Annotated in this window: 21 protein-coding genes and 7 pseudogenes; 14 read left to right on the top strand and 14 right to left on the bottom strand. The window is 63.8% G+C overall.

From position 1 onward, the window contains the following. Nucleotides 1-12 precede the first annotated feature (12 nt). The 3 genes and pseudogenes from HFP48_RS29215 to HFP48_RS29205 all read right to left on the bottom strand — a co-directional run. Nucleotides 13-525 (bottom strand): annotated as a pseudogene (locus HFP48_RS29215) (SDR family NAD(P)-dependent oxidoreductase); the annotation flags it as partial. Nucleotides 526-683: 158 nt separating this feature from the next. Further along, nucleotides 684-1,421, bottom strand: a complete 738-nt coding sequence (locus HFP48_RS29210; protein ID WP_168580807.1) for an SDR family NAD(P)-dependent oxidoreductase — start codon at nt 1,419-1,421, stop codon at nt 684-686. After that, the gene (locus HFP48_RS29205; RefSeq protein ID WP_168580808.1) at nt 1,421-2,647 is read right to left on the bottom strand and encodes an acetyl-CoA C-acetyltransferase; all 1,227 of its coding nucleotides are present in this window, start codon (nt 2,645-2,647) and stop codon (nt 1,421-1,423) included. The genes HFP48_RS29210 and HFP48_RS29205 overlap by 1 nt, the downstream gene beginning before the upstream one ends. A gap of 105 nt (nt 2,648-2,752) precedes the next feature. Between HFP48_RS29205 and HFP48_RS29200 the strand changes: the two genes are divergently transcribed. The 4 genes from HFP48_RS29200 to HFP48_RS29185 all read left to right on the top strand — a co-directional run bounded on the left by HFP48_RS29200 (nt 2,753) and on the right by HFP48_RS29185 (nt 7,174). After that, a complete protein-coding gene (locus HFP48_RS29200) occupies nt 2,753-3,391 on the top strand; it encodes a TetR/AcrR family transcriptional regulator (RefSeq protein ID WP_246872619.1) in 639 nt (212 codons plus the stop codon). A 254-nt stretch (nt 3,392-3,645) separates the two neighbouring features. Beyond that, nucleotides 3,646-4,452 carry an enoyl-CoA hydratase-related protein gene (locus tag HFP48_RS29195; protein ID WP_168580846.1) on the top strand — a complete coding sequence of 269 codons (807 nt, stop codon included), beginning with the start codon at nt 3,646-3,648 and terminating at the stop codon, nt 4,450-4,452. A gap of 61 nt (nt 4,453-4,513) precedes the next feature. Then, on the top strand, nt 4,514-5,875 hold the full coding sequence (locus tag HFP48_RS29190) for an MFS transporter (RefSeq protein ID WP_168580845.1): 1,362 nt from the start codon (nt 4,514-4,516) through the stop codon (nt 5,873-5,875). Between the two features lie 141 nt (nt 5,876-6,016). Beyond that, entirely contained in the window at nt 6,017-7,174 is a 1,158-nt protein-coding gene (locus HFP48_RS29185; RefSeq protein ID WP_168580844.1) for a transporter, read from the top strand. 639 nt (nt 7,175-7,813) lie between these two features. On the opposite strand, the pseudogene HFP48_RS29175 reads toward HFP48_RS29185, so the two are convergent. From HFP48_RS29175 to HFP48_RS31340, 6 genes and pseudogenes are all read right to left on the bottom strand, one after another. After that, a pseudogene (locus HFP48_RS29175) lies at nt 7,814-8,188 on the bottom strand (transposase); the annotation flags it as partial. Between the two features lie 153 nt (nt 8,189-8,341). Then, complete coding sequence (locus HFP48_RS32220) at nt 8,342-8,686, bottom strand: hypothetical protein (RefSeq protein WP_348983378.1); 345 nt, start codon at nt 8,684-8,686, stop codon at nt 8,342-8,344. A gap of 101 nt (nt 8,687-8,787) precedes the next feature. Next, entirely contained in the window at nt 8,788-9,291 is a 504-nt protein-coding gene (locus HFP48_RS32215) for a site-specific integrase (protein ID WP_348983368.1), read from the bottom strand. Further along, on the bottom strand, nt 9,291-9,539 hold the full coding sequence (locus tag HFP48_RS29165; RefSeq protein ID WP_168580842.1) for a hypothetical protein: 249 nt from the start codon (nt 9,537-9,539) through the stop codon (nt 9,291-9,293). The genes HFP48_RS32215 and HFP48_RS29165 overlap by 1 nt, the downstream gene beginning before the upstream one ends. Continuing rightward, nucleotides 9,540-9,872 (bottom strand): tyrosine-type recombinase/integrase, encoded by a 333-nt coding sequence (locus tag HFP48_RS29160; RefSeq protein WP_168580841.1) that lies wholly within the window; start codon nt 9,870-9,872, stop codon nt 9,540-9,542. A gap of 137 nt (nt 9,873-10,009) precedes the next feature. Further along, on the bottom strand, nt 10,010-10,273 hold the full coding sequence (locus HFP48_RS31340; protein ID WP_210432850.1) for a tyrosine-type recombinase/integrase: 264 nt from the start codon (nt 10,271-10,273) through the stop codon (nt 10,010-10,012). Between the two features lie 167 nt (nt 10,274-10,440). On the opposite strand from HFP48_RS31340, the pseudogene HFP48_RS29150 reads away from it, so the two are divergent. From HFP48_RS29150 to HFP48_RS29135, 3 genes and pseudogenes are all read left to right on the top strand, one after another. Next, a pseudogene (locus tag HFP48_RS29150) lies at nt 10,441-10,691 on the top strand (nitroreductase family protein); the annotation flags it as partial. Between the two features lie 701 nt (nt 10,692-11,392). Then, nucleotides 11,393-11,798 (top strand): annotated as a pseudogene (locus HFP48_RS29140) (integrase); the annotation flags it as partial. Nucleotides 11,799-11,941: 143 nt separating this feature from the next. Continuing rightward, nucleotides 11,942-13,036 (top strand): helix-turn-helix domain-containing protein, encoded by a 1,095-nt coding sequence (locus tag HFP48_RS29135; RefSeq protein WP_168580839.1) that lies wholly within the window; start codon nt 11,942-11,944, stop codon nt 13,034-13,036. Between the two features lie 229 nt (nt 13,037-13,265). Here HFP48_RS29135 and HFP48_RS29130 read toward each other — a convergent pair. Beyond that, a pseudogene (locus HFP48_RS29130) lies at nt 13,266-14,222 on the bottom strand (IS1634 family transposase); the annotation flags it as partial. Between HFP48_RS29130 and HFP48_RS29125 the strand changes: the two are divergent. Further along, nucleotides 14,201-14,960, top strand: a protein-coding gene (locus HFP48_RS29125) for an IS5 family transposase (protein WP_168581141.1) whose coding sequence is annotated in 2 segments (ribosomal slippage) — nt 14,201-14,820 and nt 14,819-14,960 — 762 coding nt in all. Because the reading frame shifts where the segments join, the coding sequence is not laid out codon by codon here. The pseudogene HFP48_RS29130 and the gene HFP48_RS29125 overlap by 22 nt on opposite strands. A gap of 209 nt (nt 14,961-15,169) precedes the next feature. Here HFP48_RS29125 and HFP48_RS29120 read toward each other — a convergent pair. The 3 genes from HFP48_RS29120 to HFP48_RS29115 all read right to left on the bottom strand — a co-directional run bounded on the left by HFP48_RS29120 (nt 15,170) and on the right by HFP48_RS29115 (nt 18,544). Next, entirely contained in the window at nt 15,170-15,904 is a 735-nt protein-coding gene (locus HFP48_RS29120) for an AMP-binding protein (RefSeq protein WP_246872715.1), read from the bottom strand. 23 nt (nt 15,905-15,927) lie between these two features. After that, entirely contained in the window at nt 15,928-16,782 is an 855-nt protein-coding gene (locus tag HFP48_RS31850; protein WP_246872618.1) for an alpha/beta hydrolase, read from the bottom strand. Between the two features lie 118 nt (nt 16,783-16,900). Further along, nucleotides 16,901-18,544, bottom strand: coding sequence for an NAD(P)/FAD-dependent oxidoreductase (locus HFP48_RS29115; RefSeq protein ID WP_168580837.1), 1,644 nt, complete (start codon nt 18,542-18,544; stop codon nt 16,901-16,903). A 513-nt stretch (nt 18,545-19,057) separates the two neighbouring features. Here HFP48_RS29115 and HFP48_RS29110 point away from each other — a divergent pair. From HFP48_RS29110 to HFP48_RS32210, 5 genes and pseudogenes are all read left to right on the top strand, one after another. Continuing rightward, nucleotides 19,058-20,611 (top strand): helix-turn-helix domain-containing protein, encoded by a 1,554-nt coding sequence (locus HFP48_RS29110; RefSeq protein ID WP_168580836.1) that lies wholly within the window; start codon nt 19,058-19,060, stop codon nt 20,609-20,611. A gap of 154 nt (nt 20,612-20,765) precedes the next feature. Next, a complete protein-coding gene (locus HFP48_RS29105; protein ID WP_168580835.1) occupies nt 20,766-21,548 on the top strand; it encodes an aspartate/glutamate racemase family protein in 783 nt (260 codons plus the stop codon). 46 nt (nt 21,549-21,594) lie between these two features. Beyond that, on the top strand, nt 21,595-22,992 hold the full coding sequence (locus HFP48_RS29100; protein ID WP_168580834.1) for an NtaA/DmoA family FMN-dependent monooxygenase: 1,398 nt from the start codon (nt 21,595-21,597) through the stop codon (nt 22,990-22,992). A 114-nt stretch (nt 22,993-23,106) separates the two neighbouring features. Further along, the gene (locus tag HFP48_RS29095; protein ID WP_246872617.1) at nt 23,107-23,781 is read left to right on the top strand and encodes a nitroreductase; all 675 of its coding nucleotides are present in this window, start codon (nt 23,107-23,109) and stop codon (nt 23,779-23,781) included. 359 nt (nt 23,782-24,140) lie between these two features. After that, nucleotides 24,141-24,245 (top strand): annotated as a pseudogene (locus tag HFP48_RS32210) (hypothetical protein); the annotation flags it as partial. A 461-nt stretch (nt 24,246-24,706) separates the two neighbouring features. Here the strand turns inward: HFP48_RS32210 and HFP48_RS29085 are convergent. Beyond that, nucleotides 24,707-25,542, bottom strand: a pseudogene (locus tag HFP48_RS29085) (IS701 family transposase); the annotation flags it as partial. A gap of 93 nt (nt 25,543-25,635) precedes the next feature. Between HFP48_RS29085 and HFP48_RS29080 the strand changes: the two are divergent. After that, a protein-coding gene (locus HFP48_RS29080) for an IS5 family transposase (RefSeq protein WP_168581140.1) occupies nt 25,636-26,455 on the top strand; the annotation gives its coding sequence in 2 pieces (ribosomal slippage) (nt 25,636-26,309 and nt 26,308-26,455; 822 coding nt in all). Nucleotides 26,456-26,618: the final 163 nt, after the last annotated feature.

Genomic DNA, 26,618 nt, shown 5'->3' with positions numbered 1-26,618 from the left:
ATCTTCCAGTCGGTGGTGGAGACCGGCCTTGCTCGCCGCGTAGGAGTAGTTCGGCAGCGAGGGCACGCTGAGCCCGTCCACCGAGCCGATATTGATGATCCTGCTGGGTGACTGGGTCGTCGCAGTCTTGCTGAGGTCCGGCAGGAACGCCTGGGTCAGGAAGAACGGGGACTTCAGATTGAGGTCCAGGACTTTGTCCCAGGCGGTGGCGGGGAAGTCCTCGATAGGTGCACCCCACGTGGCTCCGGCGTTGTTGACGAGGATGTGCACCTCGTCGTGGCGTGCTCGGACCGCGTCCGCGAGTCGGTGACATTCCTCTTCGCGCGACAGGTCTGCCGGGATGGCTGTCACCTCCCCGAACTTCGCCAGCTGCACACGTGCCGTCTCGCACGCCTCCGTCTTCCGGGAGGAGATGACGACAGACGCACCTGCCTCGAGCAGGCCTTGCGCAATCATCAAACCGATTCCTCGGCTCCCGCCGGTCACCACGGCCGTCCGGCCACTGAGGTCAAACAAGGTGCTCATCGAGGGCTCCAGACATGCAGGGCGCGGCCCGATATGTCCCCCGACCCGGTCGCGGGGTCCGAGGGCGCGTGCCACACGTGAGATGAGATGACACCGGGGTCATCCTGGGTGACGGCGTCGAACCGTCCGGGGAGGTAGCTGGTCATTGGTCCTGCCGATCAGATGGAGATACCGCCGTCGACGGGCAGGACCACGCCAGTGATGTAGGCAGCCTCGTCGGAGGCGAGGAACGCGACCGCGGCGGCCATCTCCGACGGTGCGGCGAAGCGCTGCATCGGGATCTGCTCGGTCAGCTGGGCGAGCTTGTCCGCGGGAATCGACTCGATCATCCGGGTTTGGGCGTTCGGTGAGATCGCGTTGACCGTGACCCCGAAGCGTGCCAGCTCCTTCGCCGCGGTTTTGGTGAACCCGATGATGCCGGCCTTGGCCATGGCGTAGTTCGACTGGCCAGGGTTGCCATGGAGACCGGTGAACGAGGTGACGTTGATCACTCGCCCGCCGCCCTGCCTGCGGAAATGCGGCACCGCGGCGCGGGTGAACCGGAAGGTGCCGCCGGCGTGCACGGCCATCACGGCTTCGTAATCGTCATCGCTGATCTTCCACAACATTGCGTCGCGGAGGATGCCCGCATTGTTGACCAGAACGTCGAGACGTCCGGTGTCGGAGATCACCCGCTCGACGACCGCCTCGACCTCGGCGGTCTGCGCGACATCGGCGGCCAGTCCCACCGCACCGATCTCTTTGGCCGCCAGCTCGACGGCGTCCGCATCGAAGTCCACCAGGTAGACCGTGGCGCCCGCGGCCCGGAAGTTCTCACCGATCGCCTTGCCGACGCCGCGGCCCGCCCCGGTCACGACGACGGTGCGACCGGTGAAGTCGAAGGTCAGGTTGGTCATCAGGACAGCCTTTCGTAGATGATTGCCATGCCTTGGCCGCCGCCGACGCACATGGTCTCCAGACCGATGCTCTTGTCCCTGGCGCGCAGCCCGTTGAGCAGGGTGGTGGTGATGCGGGCGCCGGTCATGCCGAACGGGTGCCCGACGGCGATCGCGCCGCCGTGCACGTTGAGCTTGTCGCCGAACGGGTCGATGCCCAGGTCACGAGCCGACGGGATGACCTGCGCCGCGAAGGCCTCGTTGAGCTCGACCAGGTCCACGTCGTCGATCGTCATGCCGGCACGGGCCAGGGCCTGCTTCGACGCCTCGACCGGGCCGTAACCCATGATCTCCGGGGACAGCCCGGTGACGCCGGTGGAGATCACGCGGGCCAGCGGGGTCAGACCCAGGTCGCGCGCCTTCGTGTCGGACATGATGATCAGGGCGGCAGCGCCATCGTTGAGAGGACAGCAGTTGCCCGCGGTGACCAGGCCATCCGGCCGGAACACCGGCTTGAGCTGGGCCACCGATTCGTAGGTGACGCCGGCGCGGGGACCGTCGTCGGTGCTGACGACGGTGCCGTCCGGCAGGGTGACGGGGCTGATCTCACGGGCGTAGAACCCCTCCGCGATGGCCCGCTCGGCAAGGTTCTGCGAGCGCACGCCGAAATGGTCCATCTCCTCGCGAGTCACGCCCTTTGCGCGGGCAAGGTTCTCCGCGGTCTGGCCCATGGCGATGTAGACGTCCGGCAGCGCCCCGTCGTCGCGGGGATCGGTCCAGGCGTCGGTGCCGGACTCGGCGGTGGCGACCGTGCGGGCCTCGGCGTCGGCGAACAGCGGATTGTGCGTGCCGGGAAGCTCGTCGGAGCTCCCTTTGTCGTACCGGGACACCGTCTCGACGCCGGCCGAGACGAAGACGTCGCCCTCGCCAGCCTTGATCGCATGCAGAGCCATGCGGGTGGTCTGCACCGACGACGAACAATAGCGGGTGATGGTCGTGCCGGGCACCGAATCCAGCCCGAGCAGCACCGACACCACCCGCCCCATGTTGTAACCCTGTTCGCCACCGGGCAGTCCGCAACCGAGCATCAGGTCGTCGATCTCGCTCGGGTCGAGCGCGGGCACCTGATCGAGGGCTGCGCGCACCATCTGCGCGGCCAGCTCGTCCGGACGCATGTCCCTGAGCGAGCCCTTACGCGCCCGGCCGATCGGGGACCGCGCGGCGGCAACAATCACTGCTTCAGTCATCCACACTCCTTAGGGTTACTAATCAATTAGTAAGTACCATGGGGATGAGGGTCGGAACAAGGCCAGTGGTGAAATCCATGGAGCGCAACACGAGGGAGCGGGTCGATGATTTCCAGTCTTGACATGGAGTCCGCCGCCGCAGCAGCGGCAGAGATTCTTGCCGCGGAAGATCCCTGGCGAGATCTACCGCCGACCGCGAAGTTGGTCGTTGAGTCCGCCGTGCGCTCGTTCGCCGACCGCGGCTTCCATGCCACCACGCTCAAGCACATCGCTGCGGGATCTGGACTGAGCACCGCCGCGCTGTACGTGCATTTCGGCTCGAAGGACGAGTTGCTGTATGAGATCAGCCGTCGAGGTCACGAGAGCGCGCTGACGATCGTGAAGAAGGCCGCCGCGCTCGAGCCCGCGGACCATGCCTTTCGCACGCTCGTCTACGCCTTCGCGCGGTGGCATGCCGAGCGGCGGACCGTCGCTACAGTCGCCCAGTACCAGCTCAACGCCCTGACCGGCGTGCATGCAGAGGAAATCGCGGACATCCGCAGACGGACCGAGCATGTGGTCCGGGGCGTCGTAGCCGCTGTATCGGGCGGTGTCGACGATGACGTTGACTCTCGTGGCCTGACCGTCGCGGTCGTCTCGCTGGGCATCGATGTCGCCCGCTGGTACAAACCGGACGGTCGCTACACCCCGGACGAGGTCGCTCGACTGCAGTGCAGGCTCGCAACCCGACTCTTGCAGCAATAATCGCCCCACAGGAGAACTGTCGCGTAACGCTACACCTCGCATTGCGAGTGTCGCGGTCTGTCGCGTATTCGGACAGTCTCACGCGGCTCAGTGGCGCCATGCTCAGGATTATCGCCCGGACCGATCGTCGCGCTGACGAAAGCGCCAGCGTGAGCGTTGCTCGTGACCGCGGCACAGAGACCTGCATCGGCGAGGCAAATCGTCACTGGTCCCGAATTTGGAGTCACGCCCCAAGAGAGCGAGGTGTTGCTGAGATGACGGCATTGATCACAGAGGTCAGCGGGCATGTAGGGATCATGACCTTGAACAGGCCAGAGAAGCACAATGCGATGAACGCGGAAATATTCGTCAAGATGGCCGAGGCCTGGGAGGAGTGGGCACTCGATCCTCAGGTACGAACCGTCATCGTCACTGGAGCCGGCGACAAGGCGTTCTCGGCTGGTGCTGATCTGAGTTCGGTGGTTCCTGTGCTCACTCGAGCCAGGGCACCACAGAACGAGTATGAGTCCATTCTGATGGACACACATCCGAAGATTCGGGATGCAGCGATGCTGCGAACCTACTTCCCTAAACCGATTATCGCGGCAGTAAACGGCTTCTGCTTGGCTGGTGGAACCGAATTGATCCAGGGAACGGACATTCGGATCTGTGTGGAAGGCGCCAGTTTTGGTTTGCCCGAAGTGAAACGGGCAATTGTCCCGGCGGGAGGGTCGCTTGTTCGCCTCAGTCGCCAGATGCCCTTCGCGAGGGCAATGGAAATGATACTCACCGGCGAGCCCATCTCTGCTTCAGAGGCGCTCAGTTGCGGATTCGTCAACGCCGTAACGGCGCCTGACCAACTCATGGACACGGCACTGAAGATTGCCCACCAAATCAACGAGAACGGTCCAGTCGCTGTGGCTGCAGCCAAGCGGGCAATCATCGAGACATCGGGGATGACTCTGGACGAGGCCTTCGTGATCGAAGATCGCGCCTGGGACGTGGTGTCTGCCTCCGCGGACGCAAAAGAGGGACCCTTGGCGTTTATGGAGAAGCGGCGCCCGGTCTACATCGGACGGTGAGTACAACCAAGACGGGATGTCGTCCCGGTGGGCATCGCCCCTGAACATTAAAGGAAAACCCATGGACAGCGATAAAAATATGCTCGTGAATCACGCTGCCAGTGCCTCGACTGACGGCGCAGGGAGGGTCGAAAACAATGAACAAAAAACGCTGAGTTCAAAGAGACGAAAATCCGCATTCGTTGGAGCTATCTGCGGGCACATCTTCGAATGGTACGATTATGCGATCTACGGGTTCCTAGCTGTATATATCGGCGCCAATTTCTTCAACTCGGACGACCCCGCGGTCAATGTGATCAGCGCCTTCGCGGTCTTCGCTCTGGCCTTCTTCATCAGGCCGATCGGCGGAATCGTCTTCGGTCCGATGGCTGACAGAATTGGCCGGAAGACGACACTCCTTCTTGTGCTCAGCCTCATGAGTGCAGGAACGGTGCTGATGGGACTTCTGCCCACAGCAGCATCTATAGGGGTGCTGGCGCCCATTCTGCTGATTCTCCTTCGCCTGCTCCAAGGTCTCTCCGCCGGCGGAGAGCTCGGAACCGTGAACACGTTCATCGCCGAGTACGCTGCAAAAGGACGGCGGGGCACCGCTACAAGCATCATCGCCGCCGCCTCAATCGTAGGGCTCCTCTTGGGAGCTTTTGTTGCGAATGGAATGAGCTGGGCGCTCGGCGAGGAGACAATGACGGAGTGGGGTTGGCGTATTCCATTCCTGCTCGCTGGACCTCTCGGACTTCTCGCTATCTACATCCGAATGAAGCTGGAAGAGAGCCCCGATTTCGAAGCGCTCAAAGAGAGCAACAACACGTCCGAGTCGCCGCTGAAGGAAGCCCTGCGCCATCCCAGGAAAATCTTCTTGGTGTTCTGTACCGTCACCCTGATGGGCTCGTCCATTTACCTGGTCATGACGTACTCGACCACATTCCTGACAACCATCGTGGGCTTCGAATGGGGGCCGACGTTCGGATATGTGGTACTCGCCGGAGCGATTGCGATCGTACTCACTCCGATCAGTGGGTACATCGGTGACAGGTTTGCACGCCGCAGGGACTATCTCATTCTGACATCGGTACTATTGGCGCTGGCCACGGTATGGTTCTTCCTCGCTGCCCCTGACTCGACGCCCACTTCCCTTCTGGCCCCGTGGATTCTGCTGGCGATCGCATTCGCACTCCTGCTCGGAAACCCGTTGGCGATGATGAGCGAACTGTTGCCAGTTCACTTGCGGTCTACCGGATCTGCGATCGGATACAACCTGTCAATTGCCATTTTCGGGGGGTCCGCTCCGTTCATTGCGTCTTCCCTGATCGAATGGACTGACAGTCCCTCGAGCCCAGTATGGTATTTCCTGCTTACCGCCGCGGTTTCTATCGGAGGCCTCATGCTTGTTCGCGACTCCGATGTAGGCGGAAAAGGGGAGTAGTTGTTGTCCCCTCTCCGAGAGCGCTGCATCGGCCCTTCATCGAAGCGATGGTTTCGATACCAGAATGAATGCGTGCCAGTGCTAGAGCAGCTGCGGCATTTATGGAAAATAGGCATTGAGAAGAATTTGGGAGGTAGATAGATGAACGCACTCACTGATAAGTCGTGCATCGTTGGTATTGGCCAGACAGAATTTATCCGCGGAACAGATAAATCTGAACTTCGCCTACTCCTCGAAGCAACCAGGAACGCGCTGGATGACGCTGGTTTAGAGGCACATCAAATCGACGGGATTGTAGGGCCGCCCGTTGCCAGCACAGCTGAACAACTCGCCGCAAACCTAGGTATAAGGGACCTGAGGTACGCCTCGACCGTGCTGATGGGCGGTGCCAGTCCTGTAGTCGCCCTTCAGACTGCGGCTATGGCAGTGGCCACAGGTGTCGCGGAGAACGTCCTCGTACCCTTGGGGTGGAACGGGTACACGGATCGCCGTATCAGCAAAGTTGGCACGAATATTGAGGCCATTGCAGGTTCGTTGGGGTCCTACTACATCCCTCACGGCGCGGTCGCGCCGGTTCAGTGGTACGCATGGCTGGCCACAAGGCATATGGCTATGTATGGCACGAGCGAAGATGCATTGGCTGAAGTGGCCCTCAGTAGTCGGGCGAATGCTCAGATGAACCCCAACGCGTTGATGTACGGTCGTCCACTTTCTCGCGAAGACTATGACAACTCGCGTTGGATATCGAAGCCTTTCAGGAAGTTCGATTGTTGCCTGGAAAACGACGGCGCATGCGCAGTCATCGTTTCGTCTCCTGAACGTGCGCGAGATATGCGAAAGAAACCGGTGTTCATTTCCGGGATCGCTGAAGGTCATCCATACCCGGCAGACGACTTTAGTTCCCGTGAAGATCTGTTCAAGATTGGCTTGAGTGATGCGGCGCCGCGCGCCTTCGAAGCCGCTGGAGTGAGCCATTCGGATATCGATTTCTTGCAGGTGTACGACTGCTTCTCCTTCGTTGCGTTGCTCCAGATCGAAGCCATGGGATTCTGTGAAAGAGGTGAGGTCGGGGATTATGTCCAGGACGGACGTCTGCGCCTTGGGGGAGAGTTGCCGATGAACACGCACGGGGGCCTCCATTCCGAGGCGCACATATGGGGAATGAACCATATCAACGAAGCGGTCAAGCAGCTCCGAGGCGAGGCCGGGCTTCGACAAGTAGACGACGCGCACGTCGGTGTAGTAACCGGATGGGGAGACTTTGGCGACGGCGGATTGGCGGTTCTCCGAAATGACTAATACTGCGAAAAACCTGACCTACATTAGTCCGGCTCCGTCGCCGCTGGGGGACGAGTTCTACGGGCACTTCGTCCAGGAGAAGTTGTGTCTGCTGAGATGCAACAAGTGTGAGTCTTGGATCCATATTCCGCGAGAAATGTGCGCGCGTTGCGGTTCCTTCGACCTGAAGTGGGTCGAATGCTCCGGTCGGGCCGAATTATTTTCGTGGACGGAGACCGAGTTAGCTCCTCTCCCAATCCTTGCGGACGACGTTCCGTTTGTCGTTGCGCTGGTTCAGCTTGAAGAGGGCCCCCGCTTGGTCTCCCGACTAGTCAATGTCAACGATATCGAGCTAACTCCTGGGCTGCGGCTAAAAGTGAGATTCGATCAGGTTGATGATGACACTGCGCTGGCCACTTTTGAACCTGAATAGAAATCCCTAACCTGCGTAGCTCGGGGCCAACGGCACCGAGCTACGCAGGGGTCGCCCGTGGACAGGGGCGCACGACGTCTGGCCTGAGTTAGGACATTACTGCCGGGTCGATGGCCTGCCGGGTCTGTGACCTGTGCATTTACAACCTTGACGAGGTGGATCGGGACACTCAGCAGGTAGGTTCGAGCGGTGGCATTCGCCTGACTTGCACAGATTTAGTGCCCCGCTCATCGGGTCGGTAGACCCAGGGCGGTCAGGATGCGGACCGCGTCCGGGTTGAGTGGGTCGGTGGCGGTGGCGGTGGCGGTGTGGGGGTGGCCGGCGATGGTGATGGTGATTTCCTGCAGCGGACGCAGGGTCCGGATCAGGGAGCGGAGCGAGGTCCCGGTCTCGGCCTGAAGGTAGCGGGCGACGGCGAGTGCGGTGAAGACGACCGTAAGGTGGGCTTCGATGGCGTCGCGGGTGTGGTGGAACATCGGCCGGGCCCTCAGGTCGGTCTTCGACATCCGGAACGACTGCTCGACGTGCCAGAGGTCGTGATACTTGGCGATGACCTCACCCGACGTCATCAGAGTCGCGGGCAGGTTGGTGACGTAGCCCTTGTTAGGCCGAACTCGGCCTAAGTAGGGTTACGACGATGTCGGGGTTATGCCGATACGAGCACATCGTTGCTGGTGGCGGCCTCGCCATGGCGGATTGTTCGGCATAATCACAGGGCTTGCAGCCATGCGAGGAGTGAGTCCGAGGGCGTGTAGTCACCTGCGACGGTTTCCGGTTGACGTGTCCGTTCGAGGGCCCGTCGTTTGATGTCCATGTCGGCATGGAGGTAGATGCTGGTGGTCGCGGTGGATTCCTGGCCGAGCCATAGGGCGATCACCGCGGTGTCGATGCCGACGGCGAGGAAACCGCATCGCGGCCGTGTGCCGGAGGGTGTGCACAGTGATGCGGGTGTCGGCCAGTTCCGGACGGGAGCGCGCTGCGTGGTGCACGTGGGTGCGTAGCCGTTGCGCGATCGCGTCGGCGGACAGTGGTTCGCCTTGTAGGTTGGGGAACAGTGCGTGCCCGGGTCGGGTGCGCCGTTCGCAGAGATAGGTTTTCAGTAGCGTGGCGGTGGCCGTCGTCAGGGGTGTGATGCGGTGTTTGCGTCACTTTCCGGTGCAAGCGACGTGCGCGGCGGTGCCGAGGTGAACACTGTCGACGGTCAAGGAAATGAGTTCGCTGACGCGCAGTCCGGTGTGGGGCGGCGAGAGCGAACGTGGCCTGGTCCCGTCGGCCGGTCCAGATGGTGGTGTCGATCGCGTCGAGCAGGGCCTGCACCTGTGTGGTGGTGAGGTAGGTCAGGTGCGGTCGCGGGTGTTTCTTGACGGGGATCGCCTGGACCGCCGCGATGGTGTCGAGGTGTTCGGGCATGGTCGCGCTGTGGAAGGTCAGCAAGGCCTTGATCGCGGCCAACCGCAGGTTGCGGGTGGCGATGGGTGTTGCCGCGTTCGTTCTCGAGGTGGTCGAGGAACGCGGTGACGCACCGGTGGTCGATGTGGGCGAGGTCGAGCGCGTAGGGCGGGATCTGTGTGCGTTCGGCGAGGAAGGTGAGCAGCAGTGCCCAGGAGTCGCGGTAGGTCCGGATCGTGGCCGGGCTCAGTGCCCGCTGGGTGAGCACGTAGGTGGTGAAGTACTGCTGCAGGATTGGGGCGAGACGGTGGGTCATCACCCCTCCTGGTCGTTGTCGAGGCGTCCGGCGGCGATCGCCGCGACTTCCGGGGCCGCTTGGAGATACCAGTAGGTGTCGGCCGGGTTGGAGTGCCCGAGCCAGAGCGAAAATACGGCGAACGTGTGTCCGGGATCGCGCCCTGGGCGGTAGGCGTCGATCATCGTCCGGGTGGCGAACCTGTGGCGCAGATCGTGCAGGCGTGGGCGGGCACCGGCGCGGCGGACGAGCCCGACATGGCCGACCATCTAATGGAAGCCGCCGCAGACAGTGGAGTAGGACACCTCGGTGCCTCTGCCGGTGACGAACAGTGGCCGATCGGCGCCCGTGCCCAGATCACGGCGTGGCGGGCCATCGAGGTAGGCCCGTAGTGCTTCGCTGGTGCTGGCGTCGAGGCAGACGAGGCGTTCGCGACCGAACTTCGCGTGTCGGATCGTCAGGGTCTGCCGATCCGTGTCGAGGTCGCCGATGTCCAGGCGCAGTGTCTCACCGATGCGCATTCCGGTGACGAAGAGCAATCCGATGAGGGTGCGCATCGTTACGGCCCGCCGTGGGGTGAACACCACGTCGGTGGCGTCCATGAGGTCGATGATCTCCGCGGGTCATCGGCACCGACGTCCCGTAGTTCGTGAGGAACACCTCATGATGCTGTGTCGAGGCCGGACGCCGCTGCAGATATTCGACCAGGGCCGAGCCGACATCGCCGGGGATGGGCAGCTCAAGGGTTCCCGCCCTTGACACGAACCCTCAGGCTGGCGTGTGCCCAGTCGATATCGTCGAGGCGCAGGCCGCCGGCTTCACCGGCGCGCAGACCGAGGCGGGACATCAGGATCAGCAGGGCGAAGTCGCGGGATCCGGTCAGCGTCCGACGATCGGGTGCTGCCCACAGTCGTGCCAGCTCGTCCGGGTGCAGCGCCTTGGGGATTTTGCCGGACCGATGGGTGATCACCGGGCCGACCGCACCGGTCAGGTCCGAGCTCATCCGCCCGGATATCCACGCGAACCGCAGGAAGCACCGCAGCACAGTGGCTTTGAGTTTGCACGATTGCGGGGAGTATCGCCCACCCAGACCGGTGACATAGGACCGGACCTGCGGACCGACACTGCGTCGAGGTCGACCGGACCGGTCGACGACATGAGGGTGTCGAGAGGGTGGCCTCCAATGTGGGCATGTTCGCGCAGACCTTCCTCCTCGCGCTGGCGGCGCGAGGTCTCGCGGGCGTTCCCCAGATAACGCTGGGTATGTTCGCCGACACCGTCCGCCGGGAACTGGGGATTTCCGCCGAGTCCAAGCTCCTGTTCGGTATCTCGTTCGGTCGCCGGATACAAGCGCGGCCGCCTACCGCTACCGCAGTACACGAGAGCCCGTCGAAACACTCGTCCGAATGCACACGCAGTGACCGAGACCTCCGCGCGGCGTCCAAGGGCCGAACGCCGCGCGTCGTGGCAGCGAGCGGAGATGTCCGGAGCCTCGACGTCATCATAAGGAGTAAAGTGGTATGGATTTCGCGAGATTGTTTCAGGACTAGGATTTTTGGAAGGTCCGGTCATTCTTCAGGATGGTTGCCTGATCGTCACCGATGTCGAACACGGCACTCTTCTCGTGGTCGACCGTGAGTCCGGTAAAATCGAGACACTGGTGGAAACGAAAGGTGGACCGAACGGAACTGCACTGGGACCGGACTGGGCCCTGTACGTATGCAACAACGGTGGTATGGCTTTTACCGCGCATAGTGGCATGAAAGCGTCCGATCTCACGGAGTCCCGCTCACAGTTGCTCCTTCGGGAATCCAGCGGGTGACCCTCGATGCCGAGATCACCCAGCTCTATACAGAGTGTGATGGGCGGCCGTTGCTGAGGCCCAACGACATTGTGTTCGATAGCCACGGCGGTTTCTATTTCACCGATACCGGCCGTGCTGAGGGACGGCTCGTAGATCTCGGCGGGTCATATTACGCAAAATCTGACGACTCCGCAATTGTCCGCGTTGACTCATTCAAAATGCCCGCGTAGCCCCCTTTGTTGACTCACTCGAGAGTGCCCGGGTGTGGCGTGTCGTTCGAGAGGGCGCTCGGAGTTGCGCTACCGCCGAAGGGTCGTCTTCTGCTGGGCAGTGTTGGGGATGCCGGCCGGCAAGCGGCTGGCCCCGGTCCTGGCCGAGCTGGTGCCGCAGTTACGCCACTTCGGCGAGCTCGACATCGACGACGAGACCGCCGCGTTGCTGGTGCGGATGTCCGCGGCCACCATCGACCGGCGCTTGGCTCCGGAACGGAAGAAACACCAATTGCGAGGTCGCAGCCACACCAAACCGGGGTCGGGTGCTCGAGTCGCAGATCCCGATCCGCACCTGGGCGCAGTGGGACGACGCGAAACCAGGGTTCGTCGAGATCGACCTGGTCGGCCACGAGGGCGGCAACGCAGTCGGCGACCATGCCTACACCCCGACCGTCACCGACATCGCCACCGGCGCGGCCGTGAACCGCAGCGTGCGCAACAAGGCTGGGAGGTTACTGGGTTCAGCACAGGGCTTAGACTGAACTACTCCGGATAGGGAGTCCATAGCGGGGTCCGAGGTGTCGGCCCCAGAGTCTTTCGGAGGGAAACGGTGAGGACGCCTAGCCAAGCTCAGTTGCTCGCGGAGCTACTGTACGTGCAGTTCGAGACGCCTATCCTGATCACGGCGGGCCGAACGAGCGTTCTGGCATTCTCTGATCAGCCGCCCGACCGAACAGACTCTGTCCGGCGTGATGGAATTCTGGTCAACAGCCCGTCTTATGTCCCAGACTGGCTCACGGCCTACCTGGATCCCAACAAGGGCTTGGTCCGCGCTCCTGCAAATGCCGAATTTCAGGCTCTCCCGCGCACCATCATCACGATCGCGCACCGCGGCTACCCGGTCGGCTACGTCTTCGCGGTCGACCCCGACCAAAGGATTCCGTCCGACTGGCATTTGAAGAACGAACGAACGCTGACAGCGGTCGGATTGGAGATCGAGCTTTCGAAGTCCCAGTCGAATCAGATCCAACTGACAGTTCGATCCGCACTGAGTCCCGACCCAGCGACCCGTCGGGTCGGGATTGACAGCTTGGGCTCTCTACGAACCTTTGAAGAGGCGACGCGGATCCGCGTGCTGGTGTCTGAACTTGACGACCGCGAGGTGAGCATCTCTCGATTGGCGTGGGTGGGATCGGTAAGCGACGGGCGCGCCTGGGCAGAGTTGGATGACCGACTCGTGGCAATCATTAATGACGACGAACATGATCCTATTAAGGAAATTGAGCGTTTACAAACGACTTTGCGCCAAAGCAGACCTTTCCTCAGGACGTTTCATGGCGTTGGTGGTCAAGTGCATGGTCTTGACGCGGCGAGGCAGTCCTACATAGAAGGGCTCGGAGCGTTGCGTGTCGCAAGGGTCTTGCGGGACGGTTCATCCGTCGCCTACTGGGACAAGCTTGGTTCTTGGCGGACACTCGTAGCACTCGGTAAGGAACGCGGGCTGCGCACACTTGACCCCAGGGTGGCACGTCTCATTGATCACGAGCGCGACGACAATATCGCCGTACTGCGTGAATATTTGGAACGCAATGGCGAGGTCGAGAAAATCGCGTCCGAACTTCACATGCACCGCTCGACAATCTATAGCCGCCTCAAACGGATCGAGAGCAAATACACCTTGGATCTCAACGACGCTGAAGACCGCCTCACCACTGTGGTCGGATTGCGACTCGCGCAACTCTATGCCTGAGCCTGACATTCACCGGAGAAAGAGCATGTGGTGAATGTCAGGGGGTCCAAGCACGACGGCTCGGGCGACCGGAGTTGGGAGGCCGCCGAACGGCGTTGCTCGGATGTGACCGAAACGGTCGGCATCCTGTCCGGTACGACAATTCCCGGCCGCTCCTCGTCTCGGTAACGTACGTCACATCCGGGAACCGCCGTGTCACCGCGTTGCTCCGGACCTGAGTTGCACCAGTTTAGTGTGCCAACGCTGATCGGCGATTCGGGATTGCGAGGGCATCGAGGATGCTCGCGGCGTCGTCGGTGAGTGGATCGAGGGCGGTGTGCTCATGGGCGGCGATCGAGGTGGTGATTTCCTGCAGTGGACGCAGGGTCCGCACGATTTTCCGGATGGACATCCCGGTCTCGTCCCGCAGATAGCGCGGAATCGCCAACACAGCGAACACGATGGTCAGGTGCGCCTCGATCGCATCCCGGGTGTGACTGAAGATCGGCCGGGCCCGCAGGTCGGTCTTCGACATCCGAAACGACTGCTCGACCTGCCACAGGTCGTGATACTTCGCCATCACCCCATGCGGGTTCATCACGTGCGCAGGAAGGTTCGTGGCGTAGCCCTTGAGCCCGACGAGGGAGCGGGCCCGGGCGATACCCGCCGTGTCGAGGGTCTTGCCCTTCGCGGTGGTCTTGACGAACCGCGGCGATCGGGCAGTGCGGGTGCCGTCGATGACGGCCTTCGCCCGAGCTTCCTGCGCGTTCAACGTCTGGTTGTCCCGCACGGCACGTTTGGCCGAGTACGCCCAGATCGCCCGCCACGCCGATGTGTCGGCGGGCTCCCACACCGGCTCACCGCGACGACCGATGTCGTTGACCACGCTCTTGGCGTGCCGCGGGGTGACGGTGTCGATGACCTGCCTGTCGGCGAACACGTCCCCGTTCCAGTGGAAATGACTGGCCAGATCCGCCGGCGCCTTCGTCACCCGCGATCCGACGATGAACTTCAGTCCGGCAGCATCGAGATCCTTCAGATTCGTTGACGACAGCATCCCGGCGTCGGCGGCGACGACCATCTCCACACCGTCGATGTTGTGACGCTCCTGGAACTGGCGCACGATCGGCACGATCGTGCGGGTCTCGGCGTGATTCCCTTCGAAACAACCGATCTCCAAGGGGAATCCGGTGCGGTCGACCAACAGGTAGGTCCCGGGCGCGGCCGCAGGGCGGCGGTCGGGCGGCGCTGGACGATCGGGCGGTGTTCACCGCGATCGTCTACGTGCTCACCAGCGGTTGCGCCTGGCGGCACCTGCCGCCGTCGTTCGGGGTCAGCGTCCCGACCGCGCACCGGCGTTTTGCGACCTGGGTCAAGGCCGGGGTGTTCGACGAGTTGCACCGGCAGGTCCAGGGCCGGTTCGGGGCCGGCGGGGTCCTGGACTGGTCCGCGGCGATCCTGGATGCCGCGCACGTCCGGGCGAAAAGGGGGGGCTCTTTGACCGGTCCCGGCCCGGTCGAGCGCGGGAAGAACGGCTCGAAGATCCACATCCTCGCCGATGCCGAGGGCATCCCGCTCGTGACCGCGGTGACCTCCGCAAACACTCACGACAGCGTCATGCTCCAACCGCTGGTGACTGCGATCCCGGCGGTGCGGTCGCGTCGCGGGCCGCGTCGTCGCCGACCCGGCCGGTTGCAGGCGGAGGGCTACGACTACCCCGTGCACCGCCGGTGGCTGCGCGCCCGACGTATCGTCCCGCGCATCGCTCGCCGGGGCGTCGACACCGGCGAGCGCCTCGGCCGATCGGTGGAAGATCGAACGCACCCTGGCGTGGCTGACCGGATACCGGCGCCTGACGATCCGCTACGAACGCCACGGCGAGCACTTCGCCGGATTTCTCCACCTCGCTGCAGCGCTGACGTGCTGGAAGAAGCTCGCCAAATGAGATGTCCTCTTAGAAGGAGGAATGTTGTGAGCAACTTTGAAGGCAAGACCGCGCTCGTCACGGGCGGAGGGTCAGGACTGGGGGAGCGATCAGCAAAGACCTCGCGAAGAACGGTGTCAACCTCGGCGAGCCCCAAATCCGTTGCTGCGCTGTGGATCCCCTCTGTGAACTCGGCGGTCCGGTATCTCCGGGAACGCTCTATCAGCGACTTACCCACGGACGCGCTCGTCGAGTCGCGGCGCCTCGGTCACACCGGCTCGGGCAAGGTCGGCTGTGATCCATTCACGCAGATCCACTTTCCTGATCTTGGTTCCGGACATCGGCCATTCTGTGACGATACGCAGATCCCGCGGGATCTTGAACGAGCTGATCGCGCCACGGCAGAAGTCGATGAGCTCGTCGAGGGTCAGCGAGGCGCCGGGGGCGAGCTGGACGTACGCGGCGGGGACCTCCTGGTAGCGCGCGTCCGGCGCGGCGACCACCTGGACGTGCGCGACTGCCGGGTGCTGGGCGAGGTAGTCCTCGATCTCGACTGCCGCGACGTTCTCGCCGCCGACCTTGAGCATGTCCTTGATCCGGCCGCCGAAGACGACGTTGCCGTCCGCGGTCATCATGGCGCGGTCCCCGGAATGGAACCAGCCGTCGGCGTCGATGGCGGCGGCAGTGCCGGCGGGGTCCTTGTAGTAGCCCTCGAACGTCGAGTAGCCGCGAATGCACAGCTCACCCATCTCGTCCACGCCGGCGTCCTGACCGGTCTCCGGATCGACGATCTTGACCTCCATTCCGTCGACCGGCCGACCCAATGTCCGCAGCCGGATCTCCGGTGGGTCGTCGGGCAGGGGCATGACGAGGTGGGGGCCGCACTCGGTGGAGCCGTAGCACGTCACCTGGCGAGCCTGCGGCATTGCCTGCTCGAACTGCGTGATGCGCTCCGGCGTGGCGATGTTCTGGACGAGGCGGACCGCGCTCAGATCGGTGACGGGAAAGTCGGGGTGGTCGAGGACACGGATGTCCGTCCGCCGACCTTCTGCAGGTACGACAGCAACTCGGCGTTGTAGGTGGCGGGTTCCTCCATGTGCGGGGCGTGTCCGCATCCCGACATCGTGAACAGTCGGGCATCCTTGAACAGCCCGATCGACGCCTCGACGCCGTCGAAGGGTATGAATGCGTCCTGGTCCCCAGCAATCACGAGTACGGGGTGGTCGAGCTGGCGGGCCAGATCGCGTTGGTCGATGTCGATCAGCTCTCGCAGGCTCTGGTCGGCGCGGGGCCCGTTCTGGGTGAACTGGCTCCACGCCCACTGGGAGAGATCTGCCGACACAGGCTTGGCGAAGCAGGCGTCGGCAATCGCCTTCATCGCGGCTGCACGATCCTGCGCCATCAGGGCGAGAGAGTCTTCGCTGCCCTGACGGTCGTTGCCATAGGGCCAATCCTGGGTCGGGGTGAAGCGCGGCGTCGCCGCACCGGTCAGTACGACACCGCCGACGTTGTCACCCAGACGGGACGCGGCCTCCATGACCACTGCGCCGCCGAGCGACCAGCCATTGAGGATGGGTTTGACGAGACCGCACTTCTCGACCAGCGTCACCACATCGGACGCGATGGCGCCGATCGAAGCGTCGGTGAAGTCCTTGTCGGACTCCCCGCACCCGCGGTGATCGAGGGTCAGGACCTCGTGTCCTGCCCCCAGCAGGGCACTGACAACGGTGTTCCACAGGCGGGTTGTCCCACCCCAACAGTGCACCAACACCACAGGGGTGTTGTCTCCGCGGAAGTGCTCATAGTAGACGCGCTTACCCTGCTCGACGTCGAGGAACGCCATGACTTTCTCCATTCATCGTTTTTCGGTCGTGCTGAAGATCGAGGTGACGCGAGGTGCCCGGGACGTGAAGGCCCGGGTGCCGACCGGTCCGATAACGGACCGGTCGGGTGCGTTCGGCTCAGCCGACCGTTGCGGCTGACCGGGCGTCGACGAGATCGAAACCCCGGCGCTCCGCCTCCTCGAGCAGGTCGAAGTAGGCAGGCGCCCCACCGAACCAGTAGAGGATCTTGTGGGCCTTGCCCGGGATGTTGGCGCCGAGATACCAGCTGTTCGCCTCTTCGCCCTTGCCGAGGACCGTCGAGTCGAAGGCTTCCTGCGTGACGCGGAACCAGTCGTTCACCGTCTGGCGGGACACCTCCGCGAGCTTGCCCTCCTGCTCGCAGTGCGTGATGACCTTCCCGATCCACTCGGCCTGGTGCTCGATGACCGGCGGGTTGTTGGCGAACGGACCCTGGGGGCCGAGGATGGTGAAGAAGTTGGGGAAACCATCGACCATCATCCCCATGAAGCTCTCCGCGCCGTCGGCCCAGCGGTTCTCGATCGTCTGCCCGTCGCGGCCGCGGACGTTCATGTGGGTCAGCGCTCCACTGACCGCGTCGAATCCGGTGGCGATGATGATCACGTCGAACTCCAGCTCGCCGTCCGCCGTCTTCAGGCCCTTCTCGGTGAACCGCTCGACGGGGTTCGCGTTGACGTCGACCAGGGTGACGTTGTCACGGTTGAACGTCTCGTAGTAGAAGTGCCCGAGGGGCACCCGCTTGCCGCCGACCGGGTGATTGGTCGGGCAGAGCAGCTCAGCGGTCTTCGGGTCCTTGACGATCGCACGGATCTTGTTCCGGACGAACTCCGATGCCAGATCGTTGCACTCCTGATCGGTCAGAAGGTCATCGAATGTCTCGAAGATGTAGCGGAACCCGCCCGCCTCCCAGCCGGCCTGCAGCACCTGATCGCGAGAGGCAGGCTCGGTGTCGCCCGAGATCCGGTTGACCGGGTCGAATGCCATTCCGAACGGCTGGTCCCGGACCTGCTCCCAGACGCGGTCGTAGTCGCGCTTGATCGCATTGCGGTGGGTGTCGGTGAGGGCGAAGTTGCGGGCAGGCATGACGTAGTTCGGCGTCCGCTGGAAGACGGTGAGACTCTCGGCTTCCTGGGCCACGAGCGGAATGATCTGGATGCCGGTGGCTCCGGTGCCGATGACCGCGACTCGCTTGCCGGTGAAGTCGACGGGCTCCTTCGGCCAGCTCGAGGAGTGGTAGGCCTGCCCCTGGAAGTTCTCGACCCCCGCGAAGGGGAAGTGTTGAATGCCCAACTGTCCCGTTGCTGCGACGACGTAGCGGGAGGTGTACGTCTGGCCCGTACTCGTCGTGACCGTCCACAGCTGCGAGTCCTCGTCGAACTTCGCAGCTTCCACCATGACACCGAACTCGATGTCCTTACGCATGTCGTGGCGGTCCGCGACGTGACCGAGGTAGGCCTGGACCTCGGCCTGGGTGGGAAAGCGTTCCTTCCAGTCCCACTCCTGCTGGAGGTCCTTGTCGAACGAGTAGCAGTACACCCAGCTCTCGCTGTCCGTACGGGCGCCTGGGTAGCGGTTCCAGTACCAGGTACCGCCGACGTCGGTGCCCTTCTCGAGGATCTTGGTGGAGATTCCCCGCGACCGAAGCTCGTGCATACAGCGAAGACCACTGAATCCCGCGCCGATGACGATGGCCTCGACGTCCACCTCGCCCTTCTGCTCCGCGGCCTGTGCTGCGTTTGTCACTGTGAACTCCTTCTGATAGCTGGTTTGCTGCGCTCAGCGGTCCGGTCGACAGACCGGGCTTTTCGTCGTCAGATTCCGGCCAGCTCCTCCGTCAGTCGTGCCGTTTGCGAGGTAGGCCGTCCGCATCACTGCGGATTCTGGGGCGGCTATGACTGTGAATCGTGCGTCAGCGGCCGTCGCCGAGACTGTCCGACTACGCAACAGCACGGGACGCCTGCCGAATGAGGTGTAGCGATATGAGACAGTAATGCTACAGTGTCTTGAGCTTGACTTGCGTCACATAACAAGTGCGCGGAGGTGTTAGTCACACCGTAGGCGTGGAGGTGTCACATGCTCCTTGACCATCGGGAGCGGACTGTTCGCAGTGCCCGCGAGGAGTTCTTGTCCGGTAATCAGCTGGCTCTCGACATTCGCCCCGAGATCGTGGCGTCGTGGCGTCGATCGCGCTTGTCCGGGGTAACTCCGAATGGAATAGAGGTGCCGTTCTCGCCGCACCTCGACGGGGCTAGTCAAATGCTCATCGCAGCGGCCGCGCCTGTCATCGACCGGCTCGCAGACCAGCTCCCGAGTGGGACTGCCGTCATTCTCGCCGATTCCGAGGCGCGCATACTCGACCGGCGGGCCGCCGACCCTGCGTATTCGCGCTACCTCGACGAGGTGTTCTGTGTGCCAGGCTCCATCTACAGCGAGGAACACATCGGCACCAACAGCATCGGTAGCGTCATCGAGACTTCAGCCCCCGTCGCCATCGCCGGGGCGGAGCATTACCGGGACAACTTCCAGAACTTCACCTGTGTGGGGGCGCCCTTGCGTCATCCGCTGACGCGGAAGCTCGTGGGAGTGCTCAATGTCTCGTGCTCCTACCAGGACTCCAACGGCATGATGATCCCACTCGTGCTCACGGCAGCGCACGACATTGAGGCGCGCATGTACGAAGGGGCGTCGCTGCAGGAGCGCATGCTCCTCGAGGAGTTCCTCAGAGCTTCACGCCGTACGTCGGGCGCAGTTGTCAGCCTCAACCAGGACTTTCTGATCACCAACACTGCGGCGGCTACGCTCCTCGATTCCAGGGACCACGTCCTTCTATGGGAATGGGCCACAGCGTCGAAGGCTCAGCGCGGCGAGTTCACAGGTGAAGTGCAGCTACATGGCGGAGACGTCGTCCAGGCGAAGGGCAGGACGGTTGGTGAGGGACGTGGGGGTGCCGCTGGAGTGCTCGTCGAGCTTCGGCGACGCAACTCGGGATCACCACACCGTAAGCCGGCCGCTCCGGTGTCCGACCCCGACCTGCCCGGGCACAGTGCGACATGGCGTCGAGCGCTCAGCGACGTCACCGCCGCAGCGCGCTCCGCACGCGACGTCCTACTCACCGGTGAAGCGGGGACAGGGAAGAGCCGACTGGCGACCCGCGTCGGGGGTGATGACGCGGTCGTCTTCGAGGCTGCGCTTGCCGCGGTCGATCAGGACTGGGCGATGCAGGTCCGCCGCGCGTTCGAAGGGTCGAAACCGGTTGTCATCCGGCACCTCGAAGTTCTGCCTCCAAGCCATGTTGCCCTTCTCTCGGCCCTCTTGAGAAGTCCGCGCGCCGCGCGTGTGGTGGCCACCGCCAACACCGCCGATCTCGGTAATCACGCTGCTCGCCTGATGGACCATTTCGGGGCACGGGTCGACGTTCCTCCGTTGCGACAGCGTCCCGAGGACATCCCCGACATCGCCACTGCGCTGCTTCGCACACCGGACAGCGGCCCACCGCCACGCATTCAGCCCGCCGCCCTGCAGGCGCTCCGCAGCCTGGCCTGGCCTGGCAACATCCGCGAACTCGGCGCTGTGCTCGAATCGGCTCGGCTACGTTCTCTCGGCGGAGACATCGGGCTCACCGACCTTCCGCCCGAATATCGTCGAGCCGTGGGAGCGCCACTTCCGACGCTGCAGCGCTCGGAGCGAGAGACGATCCTGGCGGCGCTCGCCGACTCGCGCGGAAACAAACTCGCGGCCGCCGAGCGGCTGGGTGTCGCGCGCTCGACGCTCTATCGCAAGATGCGGACTCTGGGCATCAAGGGAGCCTGAGCCCGACCTCTCATATCGGGTTCGCCGCAACGACTCGAACAGTTGTCTGCTGCTTTCGGAAAAACTCCCGACAAGTGGCGCGGGCGCACCACGAGCCTCTCTACCAGACTCGTCTTTGACGAAAAGACCGACGAGCGTCTTGCAAGGGAGTGCGATGTCTCAGCGAATTCTGTTACTGAACCCGTGGGGCATGGGTTATATGGATGCGCCGGCCCAGGAGGTGGTGGGACCGCGAGTCCGACCGGATACGACGATCGAGGTTCGGAACCTGGGTGACGCCGCTCCACCCCTTCCTTGGCCTGTCGCCGGAATCGAGTCCGCGATGATCGCGGAGGCGCAGCGGGCGCAGGCGGAAGGTTTCGATGGTCTGGTCATCGCCTGCTCCGGAGACCCGTGCCTCGAGGTCGTCCGCGAGGCGGTTCAGATCCCAGTCTCCGCTCCCACCGAGGCGGCGATCCGGACGTCGCACGCGTTCGGCAAACTCGCGATCCTGCCCAGACAGCTGCCCGACAGCTATGCATCGCGTCTCCGGTCATTGGGCAGCGGGGACTTCTGGCGGACCATGGCCCGCGAGTACGGCCTGAGCGAGGGCGACTACGCATCCCGTCGTGTGTCGATCCCCGGGCACCCGGAACCGGACGTGCTCGACCACCTGACCTCCGCCGATCCCGAACGATTGCGCGAGTTGACCCTTGACGCGATGACCGACGCCCTGCGCACCGACGGCGTGCGGCAGGCCGCGGCGGCCATTGCCGAGGACGGCGCTGACGTCGTTTACTTCGCCTGCACTTTTTTCAGCAGGGGAATCGAAGAGCTGAACACAGATGGAGCGTTCTTCGGAGTTCCCGTCCTCAACCCTCTGGTGACGGCGGCGAGCTTCGTGGAGTCGGCCATCGTCTCCCAAAGTAAGGGTGCTGTCACAACATCCGCCGTGTGATGACGATGAAACATTCTGAAAGACAGAAGGTTTGAAGGGTTTGATTATGCGCGAGATTGATTCGGACACGTCGCGGGCCGACCGGCCCCTTCGGTTCTGTATGTTCACGACCAACGCCCCAGCGGGATTTCCGGGTTCGCCTTGGAATCAGCCCTTGGGGGCCGATCACGACTACAGGTCGTTGAAGTCCTGGATGGACCTGGCTCGTACGCTCGAGGAGGCACGGTTCGATGCCATCTTCTGGGCCGACCACTCCGGGGTCTACGACACCTACCAGGGCTCGCGAGACGCGACCGTCCGGCGTGGCGTCCAATTCCCGATCAACGACCCTAGCGCGCTGGTGCCCGCCCTCGCCTCCGTCACCGAACACCTCGGGTTCGCCTTCAGCGCGAACGTGATCCAAGAACATCCGTACAGCTTCTCCCGCCGTGTGGCGACGCTCGATCATCTCACCGAGGGGCGAGTGGCATGGAACATCGTGACGTCGTTCCAGAGGTCCGCATGGCGGAATGTCGGATTTGAGGAAGTCGCCAACCATGCCCAGCGGTACGCGCGTGCCGAGGAGTACGTCGACGTCTGCTACAAGCTGCTCGAAGGCAGCTGGGAGGACCGCGGGGTCGTCCGTGACGTCGAGACCGGTGTCTACGCAGACCCGACGGCTGTACATTCCATCGATCATGTCGGCGAGTTCTACCGCTCGGCGGGGCCGCTGTGTGTAGAGCCCTCGCCGCAGCGACTTCCGGTTCTCTTCCAGGCGGGCTCCTCGAGCAGCGGACGCTCGTTCGCGGCCCGGAACGCGGAGGCGATCTTCATCTCGGCAAAGAGCCCGCAAGGTGCTGCTACCTTTGTCGAGGACGTGCGGGCCCTGGCGAAGGAGGCCGGCCGCAACCCTGAAGACATCCTTGTGTTCCAGGCGATCTCGGCCATCGTGGGTGCCACGGAGGTTGAGGCCCAGCAAAAGGCGGAGCAGATGCGGGCGTTCCTGAGCGACGAGGCGAGTCTTGCCTATCAGAGCTCGGCGATGGGGCTCGATCTGAGCGGCCTGGACCTCGACTCACCTATCGGAGAGCTGAACACAGACGCGATGCAGGGGGCTGTCCGCGCCCTCGCCGAGGCGGCTCCGAACAAGCAGTGGACCTTCCGTGAGGTGATTTCCAAACCCATGACACCGCATGTCGTGGGGACCGGGGAACAGGTCGCCGACTGCATCGAGGAGTGGGCGGCAGCGGGCCTCGACGGTATCAATCTCTCTTTCATCAACGGCCCCGGGGAAGTCGTCGATTTTTCCCGCTACGCGGTGCCGGAACTGCAACGACGTGGGCTCATGCAGACCGAATACACTCCAGGAACGTTGCGGGACAAGTGGTTTGGGTCGGCGCGTATCAACGACCGACACCCGGCCGCGAACTACCGAGGGGCGTTCGTCGAGAAAGGCAGCAACTAGATGGCTCAGCCACCTTCGGGACCGACGACGGCGGACTCGTCTCGGCTTCCGGCGAGCAGCGGACAGCGAGGGGCTCAGGCCCAGCACTCGCACCCGACGGAGGTCGGAACCAGTTTGACGACACCGTTCCGGACGCTGGTCCGCGAACGCCGGTCCTACCGCAGCTTCCTGCCGGAACCCTTGGATGACGTGACGTTGCACGAGACGCTTGCTGACGCCTCATGGGCGCCGTCGAACTGCAATACCCAGCCGTGGGAGGTCCATATCGTCTCTGGCGCCGCTCGAGACCGGCTCGTTGCTGCGCTGTTGGAGGCCGAGGAAACGTCCCCCCCCAATCCAGACTTCTCATTCGACGCGGCAGCGTATACGGGCGCGCTGGGCGATCGCCGCCACGCTCAGGGTGCCGCCTACCACGAGGCGCTGGGAGTCGAACGGAAAGACTACAAGAAACGACGCTCGGTTTCCGTACAGAATCTCCACTTCTTCGGCGCACCGCACGCCGCCTTCCTTTTCCTGCCCCAAGTCGGAGACTCCGTGAGGGTGGCCTCCGATGTGGGCATGTTCGCGCAGACCTTCCTCCTCGCGCTGGCGGCACGAGGTCTCGCGGGCGTTCCCCAGACAACGCTGGGTATGTTCGCCGACACCGTCCGCCGGGAACTGGGGATTTCCGCCGAATCCAAGCTCCTGTTCGGTATCTCGTTCGGTCGGCCGGACACAAGCGCGGCCGCCTACCGCTACCGCAGTACCCGAGAGCCCGTCGAAACACTCGTCCGAATGCACACGCAGTGACCGAGACCCGCTGCGTCCCGCTCAGTACGGCAGCCTCGCTGAGTGGGTCACCTACCGTCCCGCCGGTAGGTGACCCACGGTGTCCGTTTTGGAAGCGTGGGACACACAAGAACTCCTGAGAGCCCTCCGTTGGTCTGGCCGTTTCAAGAGCAGCCGAGGCGGGATAACAGAGCGGGGCCTGATGTCAAGGGACAGGGAGGCGTGGATCTGGCGGACTTTCCGTGATGGCGCTGGGCGTGTCGCTGAACTGCACCGACGTGGGTAGTTGAGGATCTTTCGGGTGCGCTGAGGATGGCGGGAGGGGCTTGCTCCCGCATTTGGAGAGTTTCGATGTTCTCGATGTCCGTCGGGTCGGATCGGTGATCCGCATCGAGGCTCGGCCGCGGGGCGAGCGGGCGGCGTGCCCACGTTGTGTCGGCGAAGCGCGTCGAGTGCATTCTCGGTATCGCCGGCAACTGGCCGATACCGCAATCGGTGGGTATCCGGTCCTGATCGACCTCCGGATCCGTCGATTCTTCTGCGACACGACCGACTGCGCCGCAAAGACCTTCGCCGAGCAGATTGCGGGTTTGACGCTGCCGTGGAGCCGGCGCACGCCCGCAGCGGCGGCCATGATCGAGGCGATCGGACTGGCGGTGGCCGGACGGGCCGGCGCCCGTCTTGCAGAACCGGCTCTCCAGTCGCGGTCGGCCGCGACACCGTGCTGCGGGCGGTGCGGGCGATCCCCGACCGGCCCGTCGAGGAGGTGCCCGTTCTGGGTATCGACGACTTCTCGCTCCGCCGGGGACACGGCTACTTCCGCCGTCGTCATCGACATGACCACCCGTACCCCGATCGACCTGTTGCCTGACCGCACCGCGGACACGGTCGCGACGTGGCTGCGTGGCCGTCCCGAGGTCGAGATCGTGTGCCGGGATCGCGCCGGCTCGCGCAGCGGCCGGATCGGGGCCGCGGCCCAGTCGTACACCCGCGGTCCGTGGGCACCGTCGCCGCAGGACAGTCGTTGCCACGCCGACGGCTCGAGCTCTGCGATCACCGCGTGCGCCCGGCGCTGACGTAGCTGCATCGAGATCACCATCTGCGACTTGGGCACGGCCAGCACGTGCGCAACGCCGCGGGATTCGAGCCACATCCGCAGGCGGCCGACCTGCCCGTAGGCCTCGTCGGCGGTCACCCACCCGAACGGGATACCGCCGTCGACCGCTCGTTCGATCATCGATTGGGCCAGTTCGGGTTTGGTCGCAAACTCTTTACTGTCGTCGATGCCGGCATCGCGGCAGCGATCGCGGTCCTCGGTCCAGGACTTGGGTAGATACAATTCCCGGTCGATCAACGCCCGACCACGATCGGAGGCGTAGGCGAGGAACACTCCGACCTGACTGTTCTCGATCCGCCCGGCGGTGCCGGAATACTGCCGGGCCACGCCGGCGGATTTGCTGCCCTTCTTCAGAAAACCGGTCTCGTCGACGATCAGCACCCCGGTCTTCTCGTCGCCGATCGTCTCGACTACCACCTGCCGCACGCATCGCGCAGCCCATCGCAGTCCCAGGCATAGAAGTTCAGCAGCCGCTGCATGCCTTCCGGACCGGTGTCCCCGGCAGCCTCGGCCAGCGTCCAGCCGTTCTTACGGTCGACCTCCGCGAGCAATCCACGGACATAGGCCACCATCCGCCGCCGCGCCTCCACCTGCGAAAACCGGTGTGCGAACCGACTGCAGAACGCCGTGAACCCCGCTGACCATTCCAACACCTCCGACTGCACCAAGATCAATTACCATAGGTACAACCTTGGTCACAAACTGTCGTTGCAGTATTAGAGCGTGTCTCTTATGGAGTAGATCGTCTGTGCGGCATGATGCATGTCGTGGTCGATGCGTTGTCTTCCCGGCTGGTGCCGGATGCGTTGTGGGAGATCGGTGAACCGCTGCTGCCCGGGTTCCGGGCGCGGCCGCAGGGCGGCGGCCGGGCGGCGCTGGACGATCGGGCGGTGTTCACCGCGATCGTCTATGTGCTCACCAGCGGTTGCGCCTGGCGGCACCTGCCGCCGTCGTTCGGGGTCAGCGTCCCGACCGCGCACCGGCGTTTTGCGACCTGGGTCAAGGCCGGGGTGTTCGACGAGTTGCACCGGCAGGTCCAGGGCCGGTTCGGGGCCGGCGGGGTCCTGGACTGGTCCGCGGCGATCCTGGATGCCGCGCACGTCCGGGCGAAAAGGGGGGGCTCTTTGACCGGTCCCGGCCCGGTCGAGCGCGGGAAGAACGGCTCGAAGATCCACATCCTCGCCGATGCCGAGGGCATCCCGCTCGTGACCGCGGTGACCTCCGCAAACACTCACGACAGCGTCATGCTCCAACCGCTGGTGACTGCGATCCCGGCGGTGCGGTCGCGTCGCGGGCCGCGTCGTCGCCGACCCGGCCGGTTGCAGGCGGAGGGCTACGACTACCCCGTGCACCGCCGGTGGCTGCGCGCCCGACGTATCGTCCCGCGCATCGCTCGCCGGGGCGTCGACACCGGCGAGCGCCTCGGCCGATCGGTGGAAGATCGAACGCACCCTGGCGTGGCTGACCGGATACCGGCGCCTGACGATCCGCTACGAACGCCACGGCGAGCACTTCGCCGGATTTCTCCACCTCGCTGCAGCGCTGACGTGCTGGAAGAAGCTCGCCAAACGGGGATGATGTCCTACAAAGGACGGAAAGCCCTGCTTCGATCATCCTTTGATCACCGAAGCAGGGCTCTGGCAGCCCGAATGCAGGGGGGTGTCGGGATCTGCCCGTGCCCGCACATGGAGGCACGCCGTCTCGCCCAGGCTGCACGCGCACCGCTGGTCGACATGTCACC

The sequence above is a fragment of the Rhodococcus sp. DMU1 genome (assembly GCF_012272955.1).
Classification (GTDB): Bacteria; Actinomycetota; Actinomycetes; order Mycobacteriales; family Mycobacteriaceae; genus Rhodococcus; species Rhodococcus aetherivorans.
This window is presented reverse-complemented; position numbering and strand designations above follow the sequence as displayed.